Consider the following 19499-nt stretch of genomic DNA (forward strand, 5'->3'; position numbering starts at 1 on the left):
GCAGGACTGACTATGTGCTGAGTAGGACTTTGTGGTGAGCAGGACTATTTGCTGAGCAGGACTATGTGGTGAGCGGGCTTGCCCCGCGCTGGGTCGCGAAGCGGCCCCAAAACCAGGCAATGAGTTTTACCTGATAGAACGCGGTGAATGGGAAAGGGGCCGCTTCGCGGCCCAGCGCGGGGCAAGCCCGCTCACCACAAAAAGCCCGCTCACCACAAAAGTCGGTTCACCATAAAAGCCAGCTCACCACAAAAGTCGATTCACCATAAAAGCCAGCCACCGGCACGATTTGAGGAGGGGTTGAACATGCTGCAAGTCGACAAGCTGCACCAGTATTACGGCGGTAGCCACATCCTGCGCGGGCTCTCGTTTGACGTGAAGATCGGCGAAGTCACCTGCCTGCTCGGCCGTAATGGCGTGGGCAAGACCACCCTACTCAAGTGTTTGATGGGGTTGCTGCCCGCCAAAGAGGGTGCGGTGAACTGGGAAGGCAAGGCCATCACCGGTTTCAAACCGCACCAGCGCGTGCACGCCGGTATCGCCTACGTGCCTCAAGGCCGGGAGATTTTCGGGCGGCTGACGGTGGAAGAAAACTTGTTGATGGGCCTGTCGCGCTTCCCGGGTTCCGAGGCCAAGGAAGTGCCGGCGTTTATCTACGAACTGTTCCCGGTATTACTGCAAATGAAGCATCGGCGCGGCGGTGACTTATCCGGCGGCCAGCAGCAACAGCTTGCTATCGGGAGAGCCCTGGCCAGCCGCCCACGCCTGTTGATTCTCGATGAGCCCACCGAAGGCATCCAACCGTCGGTGATCAAAGAGATCGGCGCCGTGATCAAAAAGCTCGCAGCGCAGGGCGATATGGCGATTCTGTTGGTGGAACAGTTCTACGACTTCGCCGCTGAACTGGCCGACCAGTACCTGGTGATGTCACGGGGCGAAATCGTGCAGCAGGGCCGTGGAGAAAATATGGAAAGCGAGGGTGTACGCGGTCTCGTAACCATCTAATCTGTAGCGTCCTAACGATAAGCATAAAGACATGAACCTGCCCGTTACCCCTGCCCTGTTCACCCCCAGCTGGCACGCCGAGCTGGAACTCGGCTATGCGCGTTTCGGCGACACCACACGCCCGGTGATGCGCCGCCACCTCGGCCCGCTGCGGGTGCAAAAGCACCTGTATGCCGAAGGCCCCGAGGTGTGCCAGCACATCATCGTGCACCCGCCCGGCGGGATTGCCGGTGGGGATCGCCTGGACATCAGCGCCCACGTCGCCGAGGGTGCCTGGGCCCAATTGACCAGCCCCGGCGCGGCCAAGTGGTACCGCGCCAGCGGCCCGGCCTTCCAGCAACTCGAACTGACTGTCGAAGCCGACGCCACCCTGGAATGGCTGCCCCAGGAAACCATCGTATTCAGCGCCGCCCAGGCCGAACTCACCACGCGCATCGACCTACAAGGCGATGCCCGATTGTTCTACTGGGACGTGATCGCCCTGGGCCGTCCGGCCAGTGGCGAGCGCTTCGACTTGGGGCACTTTCAATCGCACCTGGATATCCGCCGCGACGGCCAGTTGCTCTGGCATGAACGCCAGCGCATTGTCGGCGCCGATGGGTTGCTCGACTCGCCTATCGGCCTGGACGGGCAGCCGGTATTTGCCACCCTGTTGGTGACTGGCGAAATTACCCCTGAATTGCTTGAGCAATGCCGCGCTCTGCCGAATGCAGTACGCGGCGACCTGACCCAATTACCCGGCTTGCTGGTCGCCCGCTGCCTGGCCAGTGAAGCGCTGCTGGCGCGGGGATGGTTGATTGATTTATGGAAATTGTTACGTCCCGCTCTGTTTGGGCGAGAGGCGGTCGCACCACGAATCTGGAGCACATGAAGATCAACATGTGGGAGGGGGCTTGCTCCCGATAGCGGTGGGTCAGTGACAGATGTATTGCCTGACATTCCCCATCGGGGCAAGCCCCCTCCCACAGGGGATCTACGGTGTTTTTATGAATGATGTTTGAAGGACCTTGAACCATGGACCTGACCCCACGGGAAAAAGACAAACTGCTGATCTTCACCGCAGGCTTAGTGGCCGAGCGCCGCCTGGCGCGCGGGGTGAAGCTCAACTACCCGGAAACCATCGCCTATATCTCCGCCGCCTTGATGGAAGGCGCCCGCGATGGCCGCACCGTTGCCGACTTGATGCACTACGGCACCACCCTGCTCAGCCGTGAACAGGTGATGGAAGGCATCCCGGAAATGATCCCGGATATCCAGGTGGAAGCGACCTTCCCGGACGGCACCAAACTGGTCACCGTCCACCAACCCATCGCCTGAGGCCCGGTCATGATTCGTGATGCAAGTGAAAGCGACCTGCCAGCCATCCGCGACATCTACAACGATGCGGTACGCAACACCACGGCGATCTGGAACGAACAACCGGTAGACCTGGCCAACCGCTTGGCATGGTTTAACGCGCGTCAGGCCCAGGCGTATCCGATCCTGGTATCGGTCGAGCACGATGAAGTCACCGGCTACGCCTCGTTTGGCGACTGGCGCCCTTTCGAAGGCTTTCGCTACAGCGTCGAGCACTCGGTGTATGTGCGTAACGACCAGCGTGGCAAAGGCCTTGGCCCGCAGTTGATGGCGGCTTTGATCGAACGCGCGCGCATAGGCGGCAAGTACGTGATGGTCGCCGCCATCGAAAGCGGCAACCAGGCTTCGATCCGCCTGCATGAGCGCCTGGGGTTTATCACCACCGGGCAAATGCCGCAGGTGGGTATCAAATTTGGTCGCTGGCTCGACCTGACCTTTATGCAACTGGCCTTGAACCCGGGCGCCGAACCGCCCAAGGAGTGATCGATGAGCGCTGCGCAACTGCGTCGAGTCAATGCAGAGAGTTTTGCCCATTACCGCGAGGGCCTGATTGAGCTGTTGCTGGACGCGGTCAAGCACGGCGCATCGGTGGGTTTTATGGCCGACTTCGATGAAGCCCAGGCCCGCGAGTATCTGCGCGGCGTTCAGTCGAGCATCGAAGACGCCAGCCTGTTGCTGTGGGTGGTGGTGCGCGACGAACAGGTGCAGGCCAGCGTGCAATTGGCGCTGTGCCAGAAAGCCAATGGCCTGAACCGCGCCGAGGTGCAAAAGCTGCTGGTGCACAGCAGTGCGCGCCGCCACGGCCTCGGCCAACAACTGATGCACACCCTGGAACTTGCCGCGCGCCAGCACAAGCGCGGCCTGCTGTACCTGGACACCGAAGCCGGCTCCGGGGCCGAAGCGTTCTACCAGGCGCTGCGCTACACCAAGATCGGCGAACTGCCCGATTACTGCCAAAGCCCGGACGGGCGCTACAGTCCGACCGCCATCTACTTCAAGACCCTGGGGCAACCTGCATGATTCCTGGCGAATATCAGATCCAGCCCGGCGAGATCGAACTCAACGTCGGCCGTCGCACCATCACGCTCAGCGTGGCCAACAGCGGCGACCGGCCGATCCAGGTGGGCTCGCACTATCACTTTTTCGAAACCAATGACGCACTGACGTTTAACCGTGCGGCAAGCCGCGGCATGCGCCTGAATATTCCGGCGGGCACGGCGGTACGGTTTGAGCCGGGGCAGAGCCGTGAGATCGAGTTGGTCGATTTGAGCGGCGGACGGCGGGTATTCGGGTTTGCCGGGCGGGTCATGGGCGATCTTTAGGGCCTCATCGGGGGCAAGCCCCCTCCCACATTTGAATGTGTTCACACATCAAAGGTGGGAGGGGGCTTGCTCCCGATAGCGGTGTCACATTCAACACATTCTTCTCAGGGCACACACATGAAAATCAGCCGCCAAGCCTACGCCGACATGTACGGCCCCACCGTCGGTGACAAGGTCCGCCTGGCCGACACCGAGCTGTTCGTCGAAGTCGAACAGGACTTCACCGTCTACGGCGAAGAAGTCAAATTCGGCGGCGGCAAAGTGATCCGCGACGGCCAGGGCCAGAGTCAGTTGCTCGCCCATGAAGTGGTGGACACCCTGATCACCAACGCGCTGATCATCGATCACTGGGGCATCGTCAAAGCCGATGTCGGCCTGAAGAACGGTCGTATCCACGCCATCGGCAAGGCCGGCAACCCGGACATCCAGCCCGGCGTGACCATGGCCATCGGCGCCAGCACCGAAGTGATCGCCGGTGAAGGCATGATCCTCACCGCCGGCGGCATCGATTCCCATGTGCACTTCATCTGCCCGCAGCAGATCGAGGAAGCACTGACCAGCGGCGTCACCACCATGATCGGCGGCGGTACCGGCCCGGCCACCGGCACCAACGCCACCACCTGCACGTCGGGCCCGTGGCACCTGGCACGCATGCTTCAGGCCAGTGATTCATTCCCGATGAACATCGGTTTTACCGGCAAGGGCAACGCCAGCCTGCCGGAGCCGTTGATCGAACAGGTCAAGGCCGGCGCCATCGGTTTGAAGCTGCACGAAGACTGGGGCACCACGCCCGCCAGCATCGACAACTGCCTGAGCGTCGCCGACCAGTACGACGTGCAGGTGGCGATCCACAGCGACACCCTCAACGAGTCCGGCTTCGTCGAAACCACCCTCGCCGCGCTCAAGGGCCGCACCATCCACACCTACCACACCGAAGGTGCCGGTGGCGGCCATGCGCCGGACATCATCAAGGCCTGCGGCTTCCCCAACGTACTGCCAAGTTCGACCAACCCGACGCGGCCGTTCACGCGCAATACCATCGATGAGCACCTGGACATGTTGATGGTCTGCCATCACCTGGACCCGAGCATTGCCGAAGACGTGGCCTTCGCTGAAAGCCGCATCCGCCGCGAGACCATCGCCGCCGAAGACATCCTGCACGACCTCGGCGCGTTCTCGATGATCAGCTCCGACAGCCAGGCCATGGGCCGCGTGGGCGAAGTGATCACGCGCACCTGGCAAACCGCCGACAAGATGAAAAAACAGCGCGGCCCGCTGCCAGGCGATGGCGCCGGTAACGACAATTTCCGCGCCAAACGGTACATCGCCAAGTACACCATCAACCCGGCGATCACCCATGGCATCAGCCATATCGTCGGTTCCATCGAGGTGGGGAAATGGGCTGACCTGGTGCTGTGGCGGCCGGCGTTCTTTGGCATCAAGCCGACCCTGATTCTCAAGGGCGGCGCAATTGCCTCCAGCCTGATGGGCGACGCCAACGCGTCAATCCCCACCCCGCAACCCGTGCACTACCGCCCGATGTTCGCCAGCTTTGGCAGCTCGTTGCACGCCACCAGCCTGACCTTTATCAGCCAGGCCGCGCTGGACGCCGGATTGCCCGATGCCCTGGGTTTGAAGAAGCAGATCGCGGTGGTTAAGGGCTGTCGCGATGTGCAAAAAACCGACCTGATCCACAACGATTACCTACCGGAAATCGAAGTGGATCCGCAGACCTATCAGGTCAAGGCCGATGGTGTGCTGCTGTGGTGCGAACCGGCGGACGTGCTGCCGATGGCACAGCGTTACTTCCTGTTCTGAATCGTCACCCGCTCATGGGCTCAAGCTTCGCTGCCCTGAGCGGGTTGCGGGCTGCGGCCCATGATTTGATCGGTCATGGTGTAGAGCAGTTGCAAGCGCTCCTTTTGCAAGGCGCTGATGTCGGAGAAATACTCCTCGTCACTCATCACGTGCCCCGACACGGAGTTCACCGACGATTTGCCCAGCGCCAGCACCGTGGTATCGATCGTCTCGCGCAGCGCTTGCTTTTGCTGCGGCGAAAGATCGCCGTCATTCGCCCATTCCTGTTGGGCGACCTGCAAACTGATCAAGTCATCGCCCCTGACCTGCAGCACCTTGAAGGGTTCGGGGTTCAACGACTCGACGAAGTTGGCCCAAAAGGATTCCTCCACGATCTGGTTGCGTAACTGGTCGCCTTCCTCCAGCGCCCGCACACGCAGGTAAGCCTCGTCCACCATCGCGCTTGTGACATCCGGCTCGTTGAACATCATGCTCTTGGACTGCCAGGGTAAATCCAGAGGCCCGGCCAGCCGTGTGGCATAGGCCAGGTATATCTCGACTTCGTCGATGCTGCGCAGCGCATTTCCCTGGGCGTCGTACTGCCGCACCAACTCACCCTGCGCGTCGTATTGAGGAAAATTGCGACCCTGCGCGAGCAGTTCGTTGACTCTCGCTTGAGCGATCCGGCCCAACTCATGGAGCCTTGCGCGCCCCCTGGCCAGGTCCAGCAGTTCGATCTTTTTCAGCTCGACATTGGGAATTGCGTTGGCTTGGGACACCAGCACCTCCCCGCCCATAGCATTGAACAACTGGGCCCCGGCGTCGACACACGTGGTGGGTGCAGCGGCCATTTTGAACAAGGTGTCACACAGCACACTGTCTTCATGCATGGCCTCGATCATGCGCCACACCTTGGCTGTCAAATCGTTCCTGTATTCAGGCGTTCCCGCATCGGAAGATTCGTTCAGTTTGCGCAGTTCATTGAAAAACGGCTCGCTGCCTTCGAGCTCCTCGACCGCGTCCCAGTAGCGGGCTTTCACCACCCACTCCTCTTGCGTCAGGCCAGCCATCCAATGGGCGCTGTCCTGCACGCCCCTGGGGGGAAAACGTCGCCCGGCATCCATCCCGATGGACTCTATATAGAGCTTGAGCCGATCGAGTGCCTCAGGCGCCAACAACTCACGGGTCACCACGATTCTGGCGATGGTCTCTGCCCTGTCCGAGCCCGGCGCCACATCAGGCATTTCAGTGATCGGATTACCCGTCAGGTCCAGAACAAAACCTCGCGGCCTGGGGTGGGCGAAAAGGCCTGCGGGCAGTGCCTTCAAACCGCAACCCGCCAGTTCCAGCCATTGCAGAAAACGCAGACGCTTGAGGTTCAACCATTCACCGATGGGGTTACCGGCCAGTGTCAGCGAAATCAGTCGGGTCATATTGTTGATATGCTGCGCGGTCTCTGCCGTCAGAACCAAGGCGTTATCGGCCAGGTCCAGCCCTTCCATGAACGGCATGTTCGCAAGGGCGGGCGGCAGGACAGTCAAACGATTTTCGCTCAGGTCCAACAGCCGCACTCTGCGGAACGCCGACAGAAAACGCGCGCCCTGGTCGGTCAGGTCGCACCGGGTCACCTGCAGGTTGGTGACATGATCGAAGTTGCCTGGCAGCTCTGGCAGGGTTGCCAACTGCGCCCCGAGCATCCGCTGCTGGTCGCGAGCGCCGCCTCGCAGTTTGATCCGCTGCCCTAGCACGTTACCGAGGGGATCGATGTCCAGCTCGCCGGTCATTCTCCAGGCGTTCATGATGGCATCCACAATCCGATACCGTGCGCGCAAAATCGACGGCGTTTTCGGCCCCTCCAAAAGCCAGTTGTAAAACGTCGCTTCAAGGTGTGCGAAATCACGCTCCAACGCACGCAGCCAGGCGTCGTCGGTGAGGCTGCGGTCCTGCAGAAAGGCCTCAACCTGCTCCTCCGTCAAACTGGGGTAAAGCGTTCGCAGCCGACGACGGAAAGTGCCCTCAACTCCGCCCACCCCGCGTCCGCTCAACGGATAGCCCGGCTGGCCGCTCGGTGCGCGCTGCGGGAACCTGAAGAACGGCTTGTTCCGCGGCGCAATGCGCAAGGCGTTGCTTAAGGCATCCCGTGGCAGCGCCCGCTGAATGACCAACGCATGCAACTGATCACCTTGGCCGACATGGGGCAGGCTAATCGCATTGCGATGGGCATCGGGCAAGGCGTGCTGCAACGCTCTATACAAGCTGTCGGTACCGTGTAGTTCATTGCCCTCTTCATCGAAGGGTTGATAAAGCCCATCAGCCACACGCGCCAGCACTTTGCGCTGGCCTGCATCCTCGGCGCCAAACACCGCGCGCAAGCTGCCATCGAACGAACCCTCGCGCACTTCAAGCCGGATGTTGTCATGCCAGCCGGGCAGGTTTTCCAGGGAGTGCAGCACCAGGGTTTCGGTATCCGGGTTGTCCAACCGCTCCAGATACAACCCTTCATAAGCGTGCAACAGACGCATCTGCGCCTGCAGCTTGCGCGCCTCTTCGGCCAGCCGTAAGGGGAGTCGCCCCTTGGCAGTGATGAATTCCAGCTCTTTGGGGGAAGCCGAGTCCAGCAGTTCCTGGGCGATCAGGCTCGGCAAGCGCTTGAAGTCGCGCTGCAAAACCTGCACGGCGGGGCTTTTAGGCGCAAGGCGCTCGCTGTACAGGCTTTTGAACAGCCGGGTGTGCTGGGTGGCCGCATACTCCGCCAGTCGGCGAGTCAATTCCGCCGCACGCGACGGGGTGTCGAGCCCTATACGCTCACCCAACAGTGGCGTTAACTGTTCGTGGCTGAGGTGCTCGACAATGCGCCTGGACAGCTGGCCCTGCATCAGCTCGGCACGGCTGATCCGGATCAGGTCCCGCCCCGTCGCCAGCCGGTTGCCGTAGCGCACCGCCGAAGTGTCGAGCCCGTCCTCTCCCAACACTTCAATACCCGTGCTGGCCGGCCAATGGGCAAGCTCTGTGACCAGGCTGGCGGCATAACCGGTCAACTCGGCAGACAGACGTCCAGCCGTGATCTGCCGGTTGAGTTCCTTCGCCTGCCCGTAGGCGCGAAATTGCTGCGCGGTGTCCAGCAACACCGCCGGCACCGGCTCACTCTGCGCGTGGATTCGGCGCAACTGATCCTCATGGACATCGCTGACCTGACGGATCTGCTCAAGCTCCTCGTCGCTGAAGCCCTCCATCGCAGGGCCGATACGCCGCATCAGCGTCGCCCCTGTCCACTCCTGGGGCCGGTCGGCCTCATGCAGCCACCCGCCCTGGTTGTTGTGGCGCAGCAACGGCTGGTAGGCCTCTGCTCGCGTCGGGTGCTGGATACGGTAATGCCCGGTGGTGGCGTCCTCGACAATACGGTAATGCTTGCCCTCAATAGCGAGCACAGATTGTCCATTCTGGCGATACACGCCGTGCTCGTCTGCTTGCCCCTGCGGCTCGTAATCCGGTAGTTCATAACCGTCGAGTCGTGGACGCCAAAGGGTCTTCCCGCCTGTGGGCAGGCGTACGTTTCTCAGGCTTTCGACCTGGCCCGACCATTGAACATGCGGCAATACCGCAGCGCCCGCGGCAAAAAATGCGGCATTGAGCGCTACCGAGGAAAAGCAGCGCCACATCTCTTTGATTTCACCCTGTTCATACGCCTCGATGCCATGGAACACGTCAGTCATCATCTGCCCAGCGCCCACCGCCAGCATGATCGGTCCAAGCCCCGGCACCACAAACGCCGCCAGGTTGAATACATTGAGCACCGCGTCCAGGAAACCTGCCATGCGCCTGGCCCGCGCCTGCGCGTCCTCGTCGCCGGTGGGCACGGCCACCGCCCTGGCATCGCTGAGCAGCTTGCGCATATGGGCCTGACGCTGTTCGATCCACACGTCGCCGGTGATCTCGAACGCTTCGATCGGCAATCTGGCGGGCTCGGCTTGCAGTACGAAATCCGTCTGCGTGTCGTCGCTTTCCTTTGGTTGATAGAGCTTGTTGAGTTGCTGAAAGAACTCACCTTGATGCTGCACGGGGATGAACTGGCTGAAGAAACGGCGGTAGGCGATGCTGTGCAGGCGCGCTCTCAAATCGGCCATGAACGCGTCGCCGGAGGCATATTCGCGCATCGGCTGCTGCGGATCGTTGGGGATATACACCACCACCCGCTCGGCATCGACACTGCTCAGGCGCTCTGGCCCGATCAGCAATGGCCCGACGAGCACAATGCCGAAGATTTTCAACGCCGCAAACGTGACCGGGCTGCCATCGAGGTAAGCGTTGCGCGAGCCGCTGAGCACCTGATCGAGCATCCGCCGTGCGCTGGCACTCACACCCGCTCTCCCGTTGGCGTCAGCCAACCGTTGCCGGCTGGCAATATCGAGACTCAGGGTAAATTGCTGGCGTTGGTGCGCATGCAATTGGTTCTCCAATGCGGTGCGCTGGGTTTGATCCTGCGGCTCAAGCACCGCCTTGAGATGCTCCTGATACAACTTACCCACGTTCAACGAGCGACACAGCTGGGCAAACTCGTGGGGCAGGATGGCCACGGCCTGATCCTGCAGAACGTCGAACCCCGGGATCACCTCCCCTTCGAACGCGCTGAATCGAGTGATGATCGAGCAATCGCGGCAACTCAAGGGTTGTTCTTCAGAAGGCTCGAAGTTGGCCAGGGCGGCTTCAAGCAGTGTTACGCCGCGATAACGGTAATTGGCATCCGGACTGCTGGTTTGATCGACGGTAAAAAATCCACCAAAGGCAGCTTGCTCTTTTCCGGGGGTGTACTTGCGGGCGAAGTACACCTGCCTGACATCCAGGTCCATGTTGAAACGTTGCTGAATCTGCGCTTTAAGCAGCGGCTCGGCGAAATCGAGCACGTCGTCAATGCGGGCAAGGTTGTCTTCGAGGTCGCGCTGAGCGTCGCGAAAGCGGGTGTGAGCGACCGCGAGGCTGGCTCGACCTGCCGAGTCGGCTTTCAGGTACCAATCCGGCAGTTGCAGCGGGTGGTCGGCCAACTCTTGCTGGCGCTGCTTGGGCGCCTGCAGAAACCAGGAAGGGACGCGGCTTTTCAGGAAGTCGTAATGCACTCCGCTATAGCCGGGCGAGGAAGAAGCGGGCGAAGGTATGTTTGGCATTTGGGCTCATCCGTGGCCAGGAATTAAGCCCTCAGCCTATCGAACGCCCTTGCGCCAAAAGGCACATATAGTTGTGCCGTTTGGCGCTTTTGCGTCAGTTCAGAACTGTTCGCGCGGGTTGAACGCGGCTTTCTCCGCCAGCGCCTGCCACAAGGCCTTGACCTCGTCGTCGGCAGCTTTGGGCATCACAGCCTTGAGCTGCACGAACAGGTAACCGCGCTGGCCCGCCTTGTTCAGCAAACCGTGGCCCTTGGCGCGCATGCGCTGGCCGTTCTGGCTGCCCGCCGGCACCTTGAGGTTGATTTTGCCGGTCAGCGTCGGTACGGCCACTTCAGTGCCCAGCGCCAGTTCCCACGGCGCCAGCGGCAGGTTGATGATCAGGTTTTCGCCATCCACTTCAAACTTGCTATGGGGCGCAAACTTGATGATCAGGTACAGATCGCCGTTGGCCCCACCGCCGATGCCCGGCGCGCCCTGCGCCTTGAGGCGGATGCGCTCGCCGTCGGTCACACCGGCGGGGATCTTCACGTTCAGGCTCTTGGTGGTATTGCTCACATGCCGGCCCGAGGCGTCGTATTGCGGCACCTGGAAGCTGATCTGCTTGGACTCGGTGGACAGCGTTTCTTCAAGCGACACCGTCAGTTGCATCTCGACATCCTGGCCTTTGCGCCCGGCCGGACGGCGCTGGCCGCCGCCGAAAGCATCGCCACGGTTACCGAAGATCGAACTGAAGAAGTCCGAAAAGTCCTCGCCCTGCCCGCCGCCGCCAAAGCCGCCACGGCTCTGCCAGCCCGGTGGCCCCTGGAACGGCTGGCCGTGCTGGCCGTATTTGCGCAGTTCATCGTATTCGGCGCGCTTATCGGCGCTCTTGAGCGCTTCATAGGCTTCGGACGCGTCCTTGAACTTGGCTTCGGCGTCTTTTTCCTTGCTCACATCGGGGTGATATTTACGCGCGAGTTTGCGATAGGCGGCCTTGATTTCCTTGTCATCGGCGCTCGGCTCGACACCCAATATCTTGTAGTAGTCTTTGAAATCCATCGGCGGTTCACCATCCTTCATCGAGATCGCACAGCCCTGGGCACAACGTGCGCTGCTTTGCACCTGTTGAGTCTTGTGGCCTGGGGGTACGTCAGAGTTTTATCGGCACTTGCCGTATGCACCAGATGTGGGGGCAAATCCCACACTTTCAAGCACGATTTAACGGATGGTCGGCCTACGCATCCGCCTTCGACTGGCATACACTGCGCGGCCGTTTTTCGACCGGAACCCGATAGACATGAAAAACCCATCCCCAGCCCGTGCTTGTGGTATCGACTTTGGCACGTCCAACTCCACCGTCGGCTGGATCCGCCCCGGCGAGGAGACGCTTATCGCGCTGGAGGACGACAAGATCACCCTGCCGTCGGTGGTGTTCTTCAACTTCGAGGAGCGCCGCCCGGTATACGGTCGCCTGGCGCTGCACGAGTACCTGGAAAACTACGAAGGCCGCCTGATGCGCTCGCTCAAGAGCCTGCTGGGTTCCAAGCTGATCAAGCACGACACCAGCGTGCTGGGCACGGCAATGCCGTTCACCGACCTGCTGGCACTGTTTATCGGCCAGCTCAAGAGCCGCGCCGAAGCCAACGCCGGCCGCGAGTTCGAAGAAGTGGTACTGGGCCGCCCGGTGTTCTTCGTCGATGACGATCCGATGGCCGACCAGGAAGCGGAAAACACTCTGGTGGATGTGGCGCGCAAGATCGGCTTCAAGGACATCTCGTTCCAGTACGAACCAATTGCCGCCGCGTTCGACTACGAGTCCACCATCGAGAAAGAAGAGTTGGTGCTGATCGTCGACATCGGCGGGGGTACGTCCGACTTCTCCCTGGTGCGCCTGTCGCCCGACCGCCGTCACAACGACAACCGCCACGACGACATCCTCGCCACCGGCGGCGTGCATATCGGCGGTACCGACTTCGATAAGCAACTGAGCCTGCAAGGCATGATGCCGCTGTTCGGCTACGGCAGCCGTATGAAAAGTGGCGCCTACATGCCCACCAGTCACCACATGAACCTGGCGACCTGGCACACCATCAACTCGGTGTACTCGCAAAAATCCCAGCTGGCCCTGGGCAGCATGCGCTATGACATCGAAGACACCGGCGGCATCGACCGCCTGTTCAAGTTGATCGAACAGCGCGCCGGGCACTGGCTGGCGATGGAAGTGGAAGAAACCAAGATCCAGCTGACCCACGCAGACAGCCGCCATGTGGCGCTGGACCGTATCGAAGCGGGCCTGAGCGTCGACTTGAGCCGGGCGCTGTTCGAATCGTCCATCGACGCCCTGCTGGAGCGTGTGCGCGGCAGCGTGACGCAACTGCTCAACGACGCTTCCGTGACCGTGGCGCAAGTGGACACGGTGTTCTTTACCGGTGGTTCCAGCGGCATTCCGGCGCTGCGCCACCGCATCTCGGCGATGCTGCCGAATGCGCAGCATGTGGAAGGCAATATCTTTGGCAGCATCGGCAGCGGTCTGGCGATTGAGGCGAGCAAGCGGTACGGGAACTGATCAACACCCGCGCCCTGCGTGCTTGCTCGCAACAGCGATCGGCCAGTCGACGGCCTCTCGTCATCGTGAGCAAGCACGCATCCCTGACCGCTTATCCCGGGTCAGTCCCACTTATAGAAAGGTCCATAGTCCAGCAGCAACTCCTCGCCCTCCTCAATATCCCGCCAGGCCACAAAAAACGTCATGTAACGACCGACGTAGATACTCCCCACATTTTGCTCGCCTACTGGTACTTGCCCTGGGGCAGCCGGGCTGTTGATCAGGCTAAGGATATTGCCACTGCCATGAGCGCTTAGTGTTCCGTCATTGGAAAAGCTCTGAAACGAGTAAGTCTCCACCGGCCGGCGCCCCTTGGCTGCAATCTCCTTCATCAGCGTCGGATCGCCTTGATGCAACTTTCCTGAATAAGGCCCCAGCACCTCAAACCTGCGAATCCTGCGTAGCGCAACGACCGACAGCCCTCGATCAGGGCCATCCGTCATCTTCCTGGCCAGTAGCTTGCCTAAGAAACGCGCGGCGTGACGCCCCTCATCTCGAATCCAATTTCGAACATCCTGGGTTATTTTTTCAGACCATCTCAGGCGTTCCTGCGTCCCGAACTCGTCGAGCAAACTGTTCCAGTAAGTCACTTCAATCTGGTCAACCTCACCCTCCAGTTCTGCGGTCAAACTGCGCGTGACATCGCTCGGATCTTGCAGGATGGGCAGGTCGTTATTGATTTCATGCTCAAGGAGAAGCGTTGCATCTTTGCTCTCATTAGCCACCGTCGGCTCGCGCCTGGGCACCTTGATCTGCGGTGAGAGCGGGCCCTGCGCAGGACGTTTGACGGGGACTCTGGAGCTTTTGCGTGCCGTGAATATCCGCGTCTCAAGGCTTTCGGGATTGAGGGGATTGGCGGGCAACTGCCCCGGTTCACCAAAGATCAGGCGGTTTTTTCCGATCAACGTGAACTTACCGTTTGCCCTCACGTGGCGCGCCCACTCCAATGGGTCGATATTGTTGCGTTGAACAAACTCACTGGACGATACCGTTTGACCCTCCTTGCTTTGCAAACGGTACCACTTGTCCAGATGAGCCTCGGTCAGCGGATCATAGTTAGCCCGTTCGAAAATAAGCTCGGTCATACCTTGCTTGGTAAAACTGCCATCTTGCTTTACGTAATCGCCCCACATGATCGGGTTGAGGTTATGCCGCGTGGCAAAATCACGGGCCATCAATTGGCTGCCGGGGGTTTCATACAGCGTTTTCCATTCACTGAGATGCTCACGAGTAATGCTTGTATAGGCACCACCGCCGGCATGTTTGAGCAGTACTCTCCCTATGTCGTTGATCGAGCCATCCTGAGCGATATGCAGCATGAGAGCATCTGGCTCAATCAAGTACTGATTCGCAAAACCCTCACGAGTCAACTCATGCCGCTCCCTGGGTGACAGTCGCTCCCATGCAGACAAATGCTCGGCGGTAACACTGGTACGCACTGCGTGCTCATTGTCGAGAAATGCCACCCCCTCAGGCGTGGTAGATCCGTCCGCTAATACGTAACGTCTCAAGGTGGGATAGAACAGTCCGCGCTGCCTGGCAAACTTGCGCATTAAGTTGGCAGAACGGTCGACTTCAGATAACTCGCTCCAATCACGGACGTCATCCCCCGTTATCAAACGGTGAGGCTCGACGCCGCCCTTCAACCCGATGGACTCCCATTGGTCGGGACCTACTCGCCGCAACCAGTAACCTGTCTGCCGGTTGGTTTGAGCATCGACGACGTTCACATCAAAAATGTCGGCCTCTATCCTGAAGTTATCGCGGATCTGGTACACCTGCTCTCGACCATCACCTCTTACGTCCCGGATATAAAACTGTTGGCCATCAGCCGTCCGATAGATGCCCTGGGCGCTGGGTGTAAGCGTCGAGATCGTGGACTGATCTACTGCGTACTCCCGGTACCCAAGAGGGGTGACCTCGGCAGGCTCGTCTACTGGGATGGGCGCTTCAAGCGCAGGCTCAACCTGCGCAGGCAGGTCAGGGGTCGGCTCAGACGACGTATACGTGATATGCCCCTCCTCGCTGGAGGCGGGGATAGCGACCTTCTGTAAACGAATGCGCCCATCTGGAGACGTGACACGGCGGAACATATTCATTTCTTCGGGCACGACGTAACTGAGCGCCAGACCGGTGACAGTAACCTCGACCAGGGCGTTAACCACACCGACAATGTGTGCCCAGCCCATCACCTTGTCCCCCACGGACAAGTCCTCGATACCTTCCAGCACCTCATTCATCAGCTTGACCGCCGTCGCCCCCAGCAGTACTACGCCAAGCGCAGGCACAGCAAAGGCAGCAACGCCGATCACGGCCATGAGGTCTTCCAGCAACTGGGCAATCCACTCCCTGCGACTCTTCGCATCCGCATCTTCAGTGGGGACTGCCTGACGTCTCGCATCGGCCAGCCCCCTTTGTCGCCACTGCCGGTAGAGGCAAGCCCACAGGTCCAGGCCTTCTTCCCAGATATCCAGAGATGTCCCCATGGGCCGGAACTGCAAGAGAAAGTCCAACTGCTCTTTTTGCCGCAGCACCGGCGCGTGACGTGGGGATTGCCCAGGTACTCGTTCGGTGAAGTAATTGAAAAAGGCTGGGCGATCTTCAAAGGCGACAAACCGACTGAAAAACAGCTGATAGTCAGAGGGCGCTGCAGTGGAAGGCTTTGCTGCTGGGGCTTTTCGCAGAAATTGCGTCTTCATCTGCGCCTTGAGCTGCGCCAGGGAAGAGTAATGCTTTACGGGATGATCAGGATCATCAGGGATGTAAACAATGAAGCCGGACTCTGACTCGCTGTCCAAGAATGGCCAGATCACCTTCACTGGCAAACTCTGGCTTTTCTCAACGATCTCAAACACCACACAACCGTTCAGGTTCATTCCCATGAAGTTCAAACCGCGCAACCACAGCGGGTGGCCGTCTACTGCAACCTCTTGCTGTTGGTCGATAAGGGCAAGCAGAGCTTGATAGTGTTTCGCCTGAATATCTGTTTTTAACAGCGCGATGTAACTCGCGGTTTTAAGCGATGCTTTCTGATAGCGGATAAAGGCATCTTTTTCGGCCTCCAGCTTCTCAGGATCGCTCCAGCCTAGTGCGTCCTTTATGTGCTGTTGGTACTTTGCACCCAGATCCAGATCCCGACATAAGGCTACAAATTTCTCGATCGTCAGCCCCTGGATTTTTTGGCGAATACCTACTTTCTTCCCGTAGTTAAAAAACTCGCTGATATAGAAAGCCCCCGCTCTTCCTTCAGAGGCCTCAAAATTATGCAGCGCAGCTTGCAACAGGGTAAAACACTCGATTTTTGGGTTACTGAAAAAACTGGCATGGGTATAAAGCTCCAACCAGACCTGATTGACATCCAGATCCAGGCCAAAGATTTTTTTGATTTCCTGCGTTAACAGTGGTGCAGCGAAATCATTAATCGCCTGCACATCAGCCATGATGCGAACGTAAGCGCTGTGCGCCTCGATGCTCAGCGCGGCATAGCTCGCAGCCGTCGCACGCTCAGCGGGCGAGGAAGACGTCCACCACTCGGGCAGCTGAGGAGTCATCCCCCCGAATGTTTTTAAAGTCTGCGCGGGCGCGTTTAACAAAAATGAAGGAACAGCAGACGCCACGATATTTATGTAGTCGTTGCTAACACCGGAGCCATCACTGGCAGTCGTTCCGCTACCATCGTTATCAGTACTGGAATCACCCATCAAATGCAGTCCTTCTGTTCGCGTTAGTTAAATCAAACGCTATCAGCGGGTCCTGCCTATTGAGGGTTAGATAATTACAGCGTGCCGCATCATTGATCAGGCCTTGGCAGTGGTGACGACTGCACTACCGTGCTCAACTCTGCCGTTCGCGCAGCGTAGGTAGGGTCGTTCACCTTAGTAAATCAAACCATCCCACCGAGTTTCAGCTCACTCTTCAGATACGCATAGTAGATCGGCCCTGCCACCACGCCCGGCAGACCGAATGCGGCTTCAAACACCAACATCGCGAGCAGCAATTCCCACGACTTGGCACTGATCTGCCCGCCAACAATGCGCGCATTGAGGAAGTACTCGACCTTGTGGATCACGATTAAATAGCCCAACGCCGCCACTGCCACCCAGATCGACAGCGACAGCGCGACGATGGTGATCAGGGTGTTGGACATCAGGTTGCCGATCACCGGCAGCAGGCCGAGCAGGAAGGTCAGCACGATCAGGGTTTTGGTCAGCGGCAGGTGAATGCCACACAGCGGCAGCACCACGGCGAGGAATATGGCGGTGAAGGCGGTGTTGAGCGCGGCGATCTTGATCTGAGCGAAGACGATGTTGCGAAAGGCCTGGACCAGCAGGTGCAGGCGGTCGAACAGCGCCGCCGCCAGGGGCTTGCGCTTGGTCAGGTCAGGCACGCGCTGCAGGGCGATGATCGCGCCGAGCACCATGCCGATCAGCAGGGTGACGAACATGTGCGCGGCGTCTTTGCCCACCAGTTGCAGCTCGCTCAGGTGTTTGCTCAGCCACTCACCGATGGCCACACGGAATTCGGCGGCGCTGGCCGGCAGGTAGGCGTCGAGGAATGGCGGAAGTTGGCCCCGCGCGCGGTCGACCACGCCCATGAATTTGTCGAGGGAAGCCCCGGGATTTTCCGCTTCGTGGAGCAGGAAGCTAATGGCGCCGGCGAAGATCAGCGCAAGCACGCTGACAATCAGGGTCCCGAGCAACGCCACTGCCAGCCAGCGCGCGCGGCGGCCTTCGATCAGCCGTTGCAGTTGGGGGGTGAGCATGTTGACCAGTTCATAGACCAACAAACCGGCCAGCAGGCTGGGCAGCAATTTCAGCGGCAGCACCAGCAGCAGTCCGCCGAAAATGATGATGTAGCTGGCCAGCAACAACACATGACGCTGAGAAAACGTTGGCATACAGCCTCAAAACGAACGGCGTTAAAGGATGGGCAGTCTGCCAGCCTTCAGAGAATCAAGCGAGTGGATAGGTTGTGAATGCGATCAAGTGTGAGAGGGGCACCTCCCCTCCCACATTTAATCTTCAGCACCGACGAAATCGTGATCAACCTTTGAGGCAGGTGCTCATGAACGTCTTGCGCGCATCGCCGGTCAGCGCTTTGGTTTTCGCCGACGCATTGCAATCCTTCATCTTCTGCTGCTGCGGCGTCAGGGTCTTGGCGTCATTGGCAGCCGGGGCCGACAGGCAGGTTTTCATGAACGCCTTGCGCTCGTCGCCCTTGAGCGTCTTGGTGGTGGCCTCAGCATTGCAGGTGGTCATTTTGTTTTGCTGGGCAGTGGCGGCAAAGCCTTGGGAACACAGCAGCAAGCCCATCATCAATAACGGAATACGCAGCATCTTCATGGAGTTTTCTCCCTGTTACCACGCCGATGGGCATGGCCTATCCGCAGTGTAGTCAAAGCCTGTTACATCTTCATCCACAGCGAATATTCGTCCGGCGGTACTGCTCCGGCGTGCAGCCAGCATGGCGCTGAAACATCGCGATAAACGCCGAGGCGGTGCTGTAGCCGAGGTCGAACGCCACCTGCTGCACGCTGCGTTCGCTGTCGAGGGCTTCGATGGCCGCCAAGTAGCGCAGACGCTGGCGCCATTCACCGAAGCTCATGCCCAACTCGCGCACAAACTGGCGCGCCAGGGTGCGCTCGCTCACATGCACCTGTTCAGCCCATTGCGCCAGCGGGCGGTTATCGCCGGGGTCGGCCTGCATGCCTTCCAGGACGCCAAGCAGCCCTGGGCGGCGGGCGTAGGGCAGGAAACCGTCGTGGATCGGTGCCTGCCGCAGTTGATCCACCAATACTTGGGCCAGGCGGATATCGGCTTCGGAATGCGGAATATTCACGTCACGCCGGGCGAAGTCGCGCAGGATCGCCTTGAGAATGTCGCTGATCGCCAGTGTGCATGGCTGTTGTGGCAGTTGCTCGCAGAGCTCGGGGGCCAGGCCGACCGAGTGATAGACAATCGCCTGGGCGTTGTAGGAGCTGTGCTCAGTATTGGGCGGGATCCAGACCGCGTACTGCGGCGGCGACATAAAGCGGTTACCGGCCACTTCCATGCGCATCACACCGCTGGCGGAGTAATCCAGCGAGCCCCAGAAGTGCTGGTGCGGCGTGCACTCGGTGTCAGGGGCAAAGTCGGAATAACGGAAGTAGACCGGGCTGGGCAAGCTACGGAAATCGGCGAGGCGTACGGTGTGTCGGGCCATATTGTCTGGATGCAAAGGTGAGTTGTCTGGATCGCAGTATAGGCTTCGATCCAGACAGGGGATAATCCCGCTTCA

General features: G+C 59.8%; 14 protein-coding genes. 8 read left to right on the forward strand and 6 right to left on the reverse strand.

Features of this window, described 5'->3' with window-relative positions; all coding sequences use genetic code 11:
* The first annotated feature begins 306 nt into the window (after nucleotides 1-306).
* The 7 genes from urtE to ureC all read left to right on the forward strand — a co-directional run bounded on the left by urtE (nucleotide 307) and on the right by ureC (nucleotide 5501).
* A complete protein-coding gene (gene urtE, locus G9Q84_RS21745) occupies nucleotides 307-1005 on the forward strand; it encodes an urea ABC transporter ATP-binding subunit UrtE (protein WP_032890580.1) in 699 nt (232 codons plus the stop codon).
* Nucleotides 1006-1036: 31 nt separating this feature from the next.
* The gene (locus G9Q84_RS21750; RefSeq protein ID WP_181644082.1) at nucleotides 1037-1876 is read left to right on the forward strand and encodes an urease accessory protein UreD; all 840 of its coding nucleotides are present in this window, start codon (nucleotides 1037-1039) and stop codon (nucleotides 1874-1876) included.
* Between the two features lie 143 nt (nucleotides 1877-2019).
* Complete coding sequence (gene ureA, locus G9Q84_RS21755; protein WP_003171437.1) at nucleotides 2020-2322, forward strand: urease subunit gamma; 303 nt, start codon at nucleotides 2020-2022, stop codon at nucleotides 2320-2322.
* Between the two features lie 9 nt (nucleotides 2323-2331).
* Nucleotides 2332-2844: a GNAT family N-acetyltransferase gene (locus tag G9Q84_RS21760; protein ID WP_032890576.1), complete on the forward strand. Its 513-nt coding sequence runs from the start codon at nucleotides 2332-2334 to the stop codon at nucleotides 2842-2844.
* 3 nt (nucleotides 2845-2847) lie between these two features.
* Nucleotides 2848-3381 (forward strand): GNAT family N-acetyltransferase, encoded by a 534-nt coding sequence (locus G9Q84_RS21765; RefSeq protein WP_032890574.1) that lies wholly within the window; start codon nucleotides 2848-2850, stop codon nucleotides 3379-3381.
* Nucleotides 3378-3683, forward strand: a complete 306-nt coding sequence (locus G9Q84_RS21770; RefSeq protein WP_181644083.1) for an urease subunit beta — start codon at nucleotides 3378-3380, stop codon at nucleotides 3681-3683. Before G9Q84_RS21765 ends, G9Q84_RS21770 begins: the two co-directional genes overlap by 4 nt.
* 117 nt (nucleotides 3684-3800) lie before the next feature.
* The gene (gene ureC, locus G9Q84_RS21775) at nucleotides 3801-5501 is read left to right on the forward strand and encodes an urease subunit alpha (protein ID WP_032890570.1); all 1701 of its coding nucleotides are present in this window, start codon (nucleotides 3801-3803) and stop codon (nucleotides 5499-5501) included.
* Between the two features lie 20 nt (nucleotides 5502-5521).
* Here ureC and G9Q84_RS21780 read toward each other — a convergent pair whose 3' ends face one another.
* The gene (locus tag G9Q84_RS21780; RefSeq protein WP_185160184.1) at nucleotides 5522-10639 is read right to left on the reverse strand and encodes a dermonecrotic toxin domain-containing protein; all 5118 of its coding nucleotides are present in this window, start codon (nucleotides 10637-10639) and stop codon (nucleotides 5522-5524) included.
* A 99-nt stretch (nucleotides 10640-10738) separates the two neighbouring features.
* On the reverse strand, nucleotides 10739-11677 hold the full coding sequence (locus G9Q84_RS21785; RefSeq protein WP_032890568.1) for a DnaJ C-terminal domain-containing protein: 939 nt from the start codon (nucleotides 11675-11677) through the stop codon (nucleotides 10739-10741).
* 238 nt (nucleotides 11678-11915) lie between these two features.
* Here G9Q84_RS21785 and G9Q84_RS21790 point away from each other — a divergent pair, with 238 nt between their 5' ends.
* Nucleotides 11916-13184: an Hsp70 family protein gene (locus tag G9Q84_RS21790; protein ID WP_181644084.1), complete on the forward strand. Its 1269-nt coding sequence runs from the start codon at nucleotides 11916-11918 to the stop codon at nucleotides 13182-13184.
* Nucleotides 13185-13285: 101 nt separating this feature from the next.
* On the opposite strand, the gene G9Q84_RS21795 is transcribed toward G9Q84_RS21790, so the two are convergent.
* The 4 genes from G9Q84_RS21795 to G9Q84_RS21810 form a co-directional block, all read right to left on the reverse strand.
* The gene (locus G9Q84_RS21795; RefSeq protein ID WP_181644085.1) at nucleotides 13286-16924 is read right to left on the reverse strand and encodes a dermonecrotic toxin domain-containing protein; all 3639 of its coding nucleotides are present in this window, start codon (nucleotides 16922-16924) and stop codon (nucleotides 13286-13288) included.
* 182 nt (nucleotides 16925-17106) lie between these two features.
* Entirely contained in the window at nucleotides 17107-18120 is a 1014-nt protein-coding gene (locus tag G9Q84_RS21800) for an AI-2E family transporter (RefSeq protein WP_032890564.1), read from the reverse strand.
* A 145-nt stretch (nucleotides 18121-18265) separates the two neighbouring features.
* Complete coding sequence (locus G9Q84_RS21805) at nucleotides 18266-18565, reverse strand: PsiF family protein (protein ID WP_017849707.1); 300 nt, start codon at nucleotides 18563-18565, stop codon at nucleotides 18266-18268.
* Nucleotides 18566-18635: 70 nt separating this feature from the next.
* Nucleotides 18636-19424: an AraC family transcriptional regulator gene (locus G9Q84_RS21810; RefSeq protein WP_032890562.1), complete on the reverse strand. Its 789-nt coding sequence runs from the start codon at nucleotides 19422-19424 to the stop codon at nucleotides 18636-18638.
* Nucleotides 19425-19499: the final 75 nt, after the last annotated feature.

This window comes from Pseudomonas sivasensis, assembly GCF_013778505.1.
Lineage (GTDB): Bacteria > Pseudomonadota > Gammaproteobacteria > Pseudomonadales > Pseudomonadaceae > Aquipseudomonas > Aquipseudomonas sivasensis.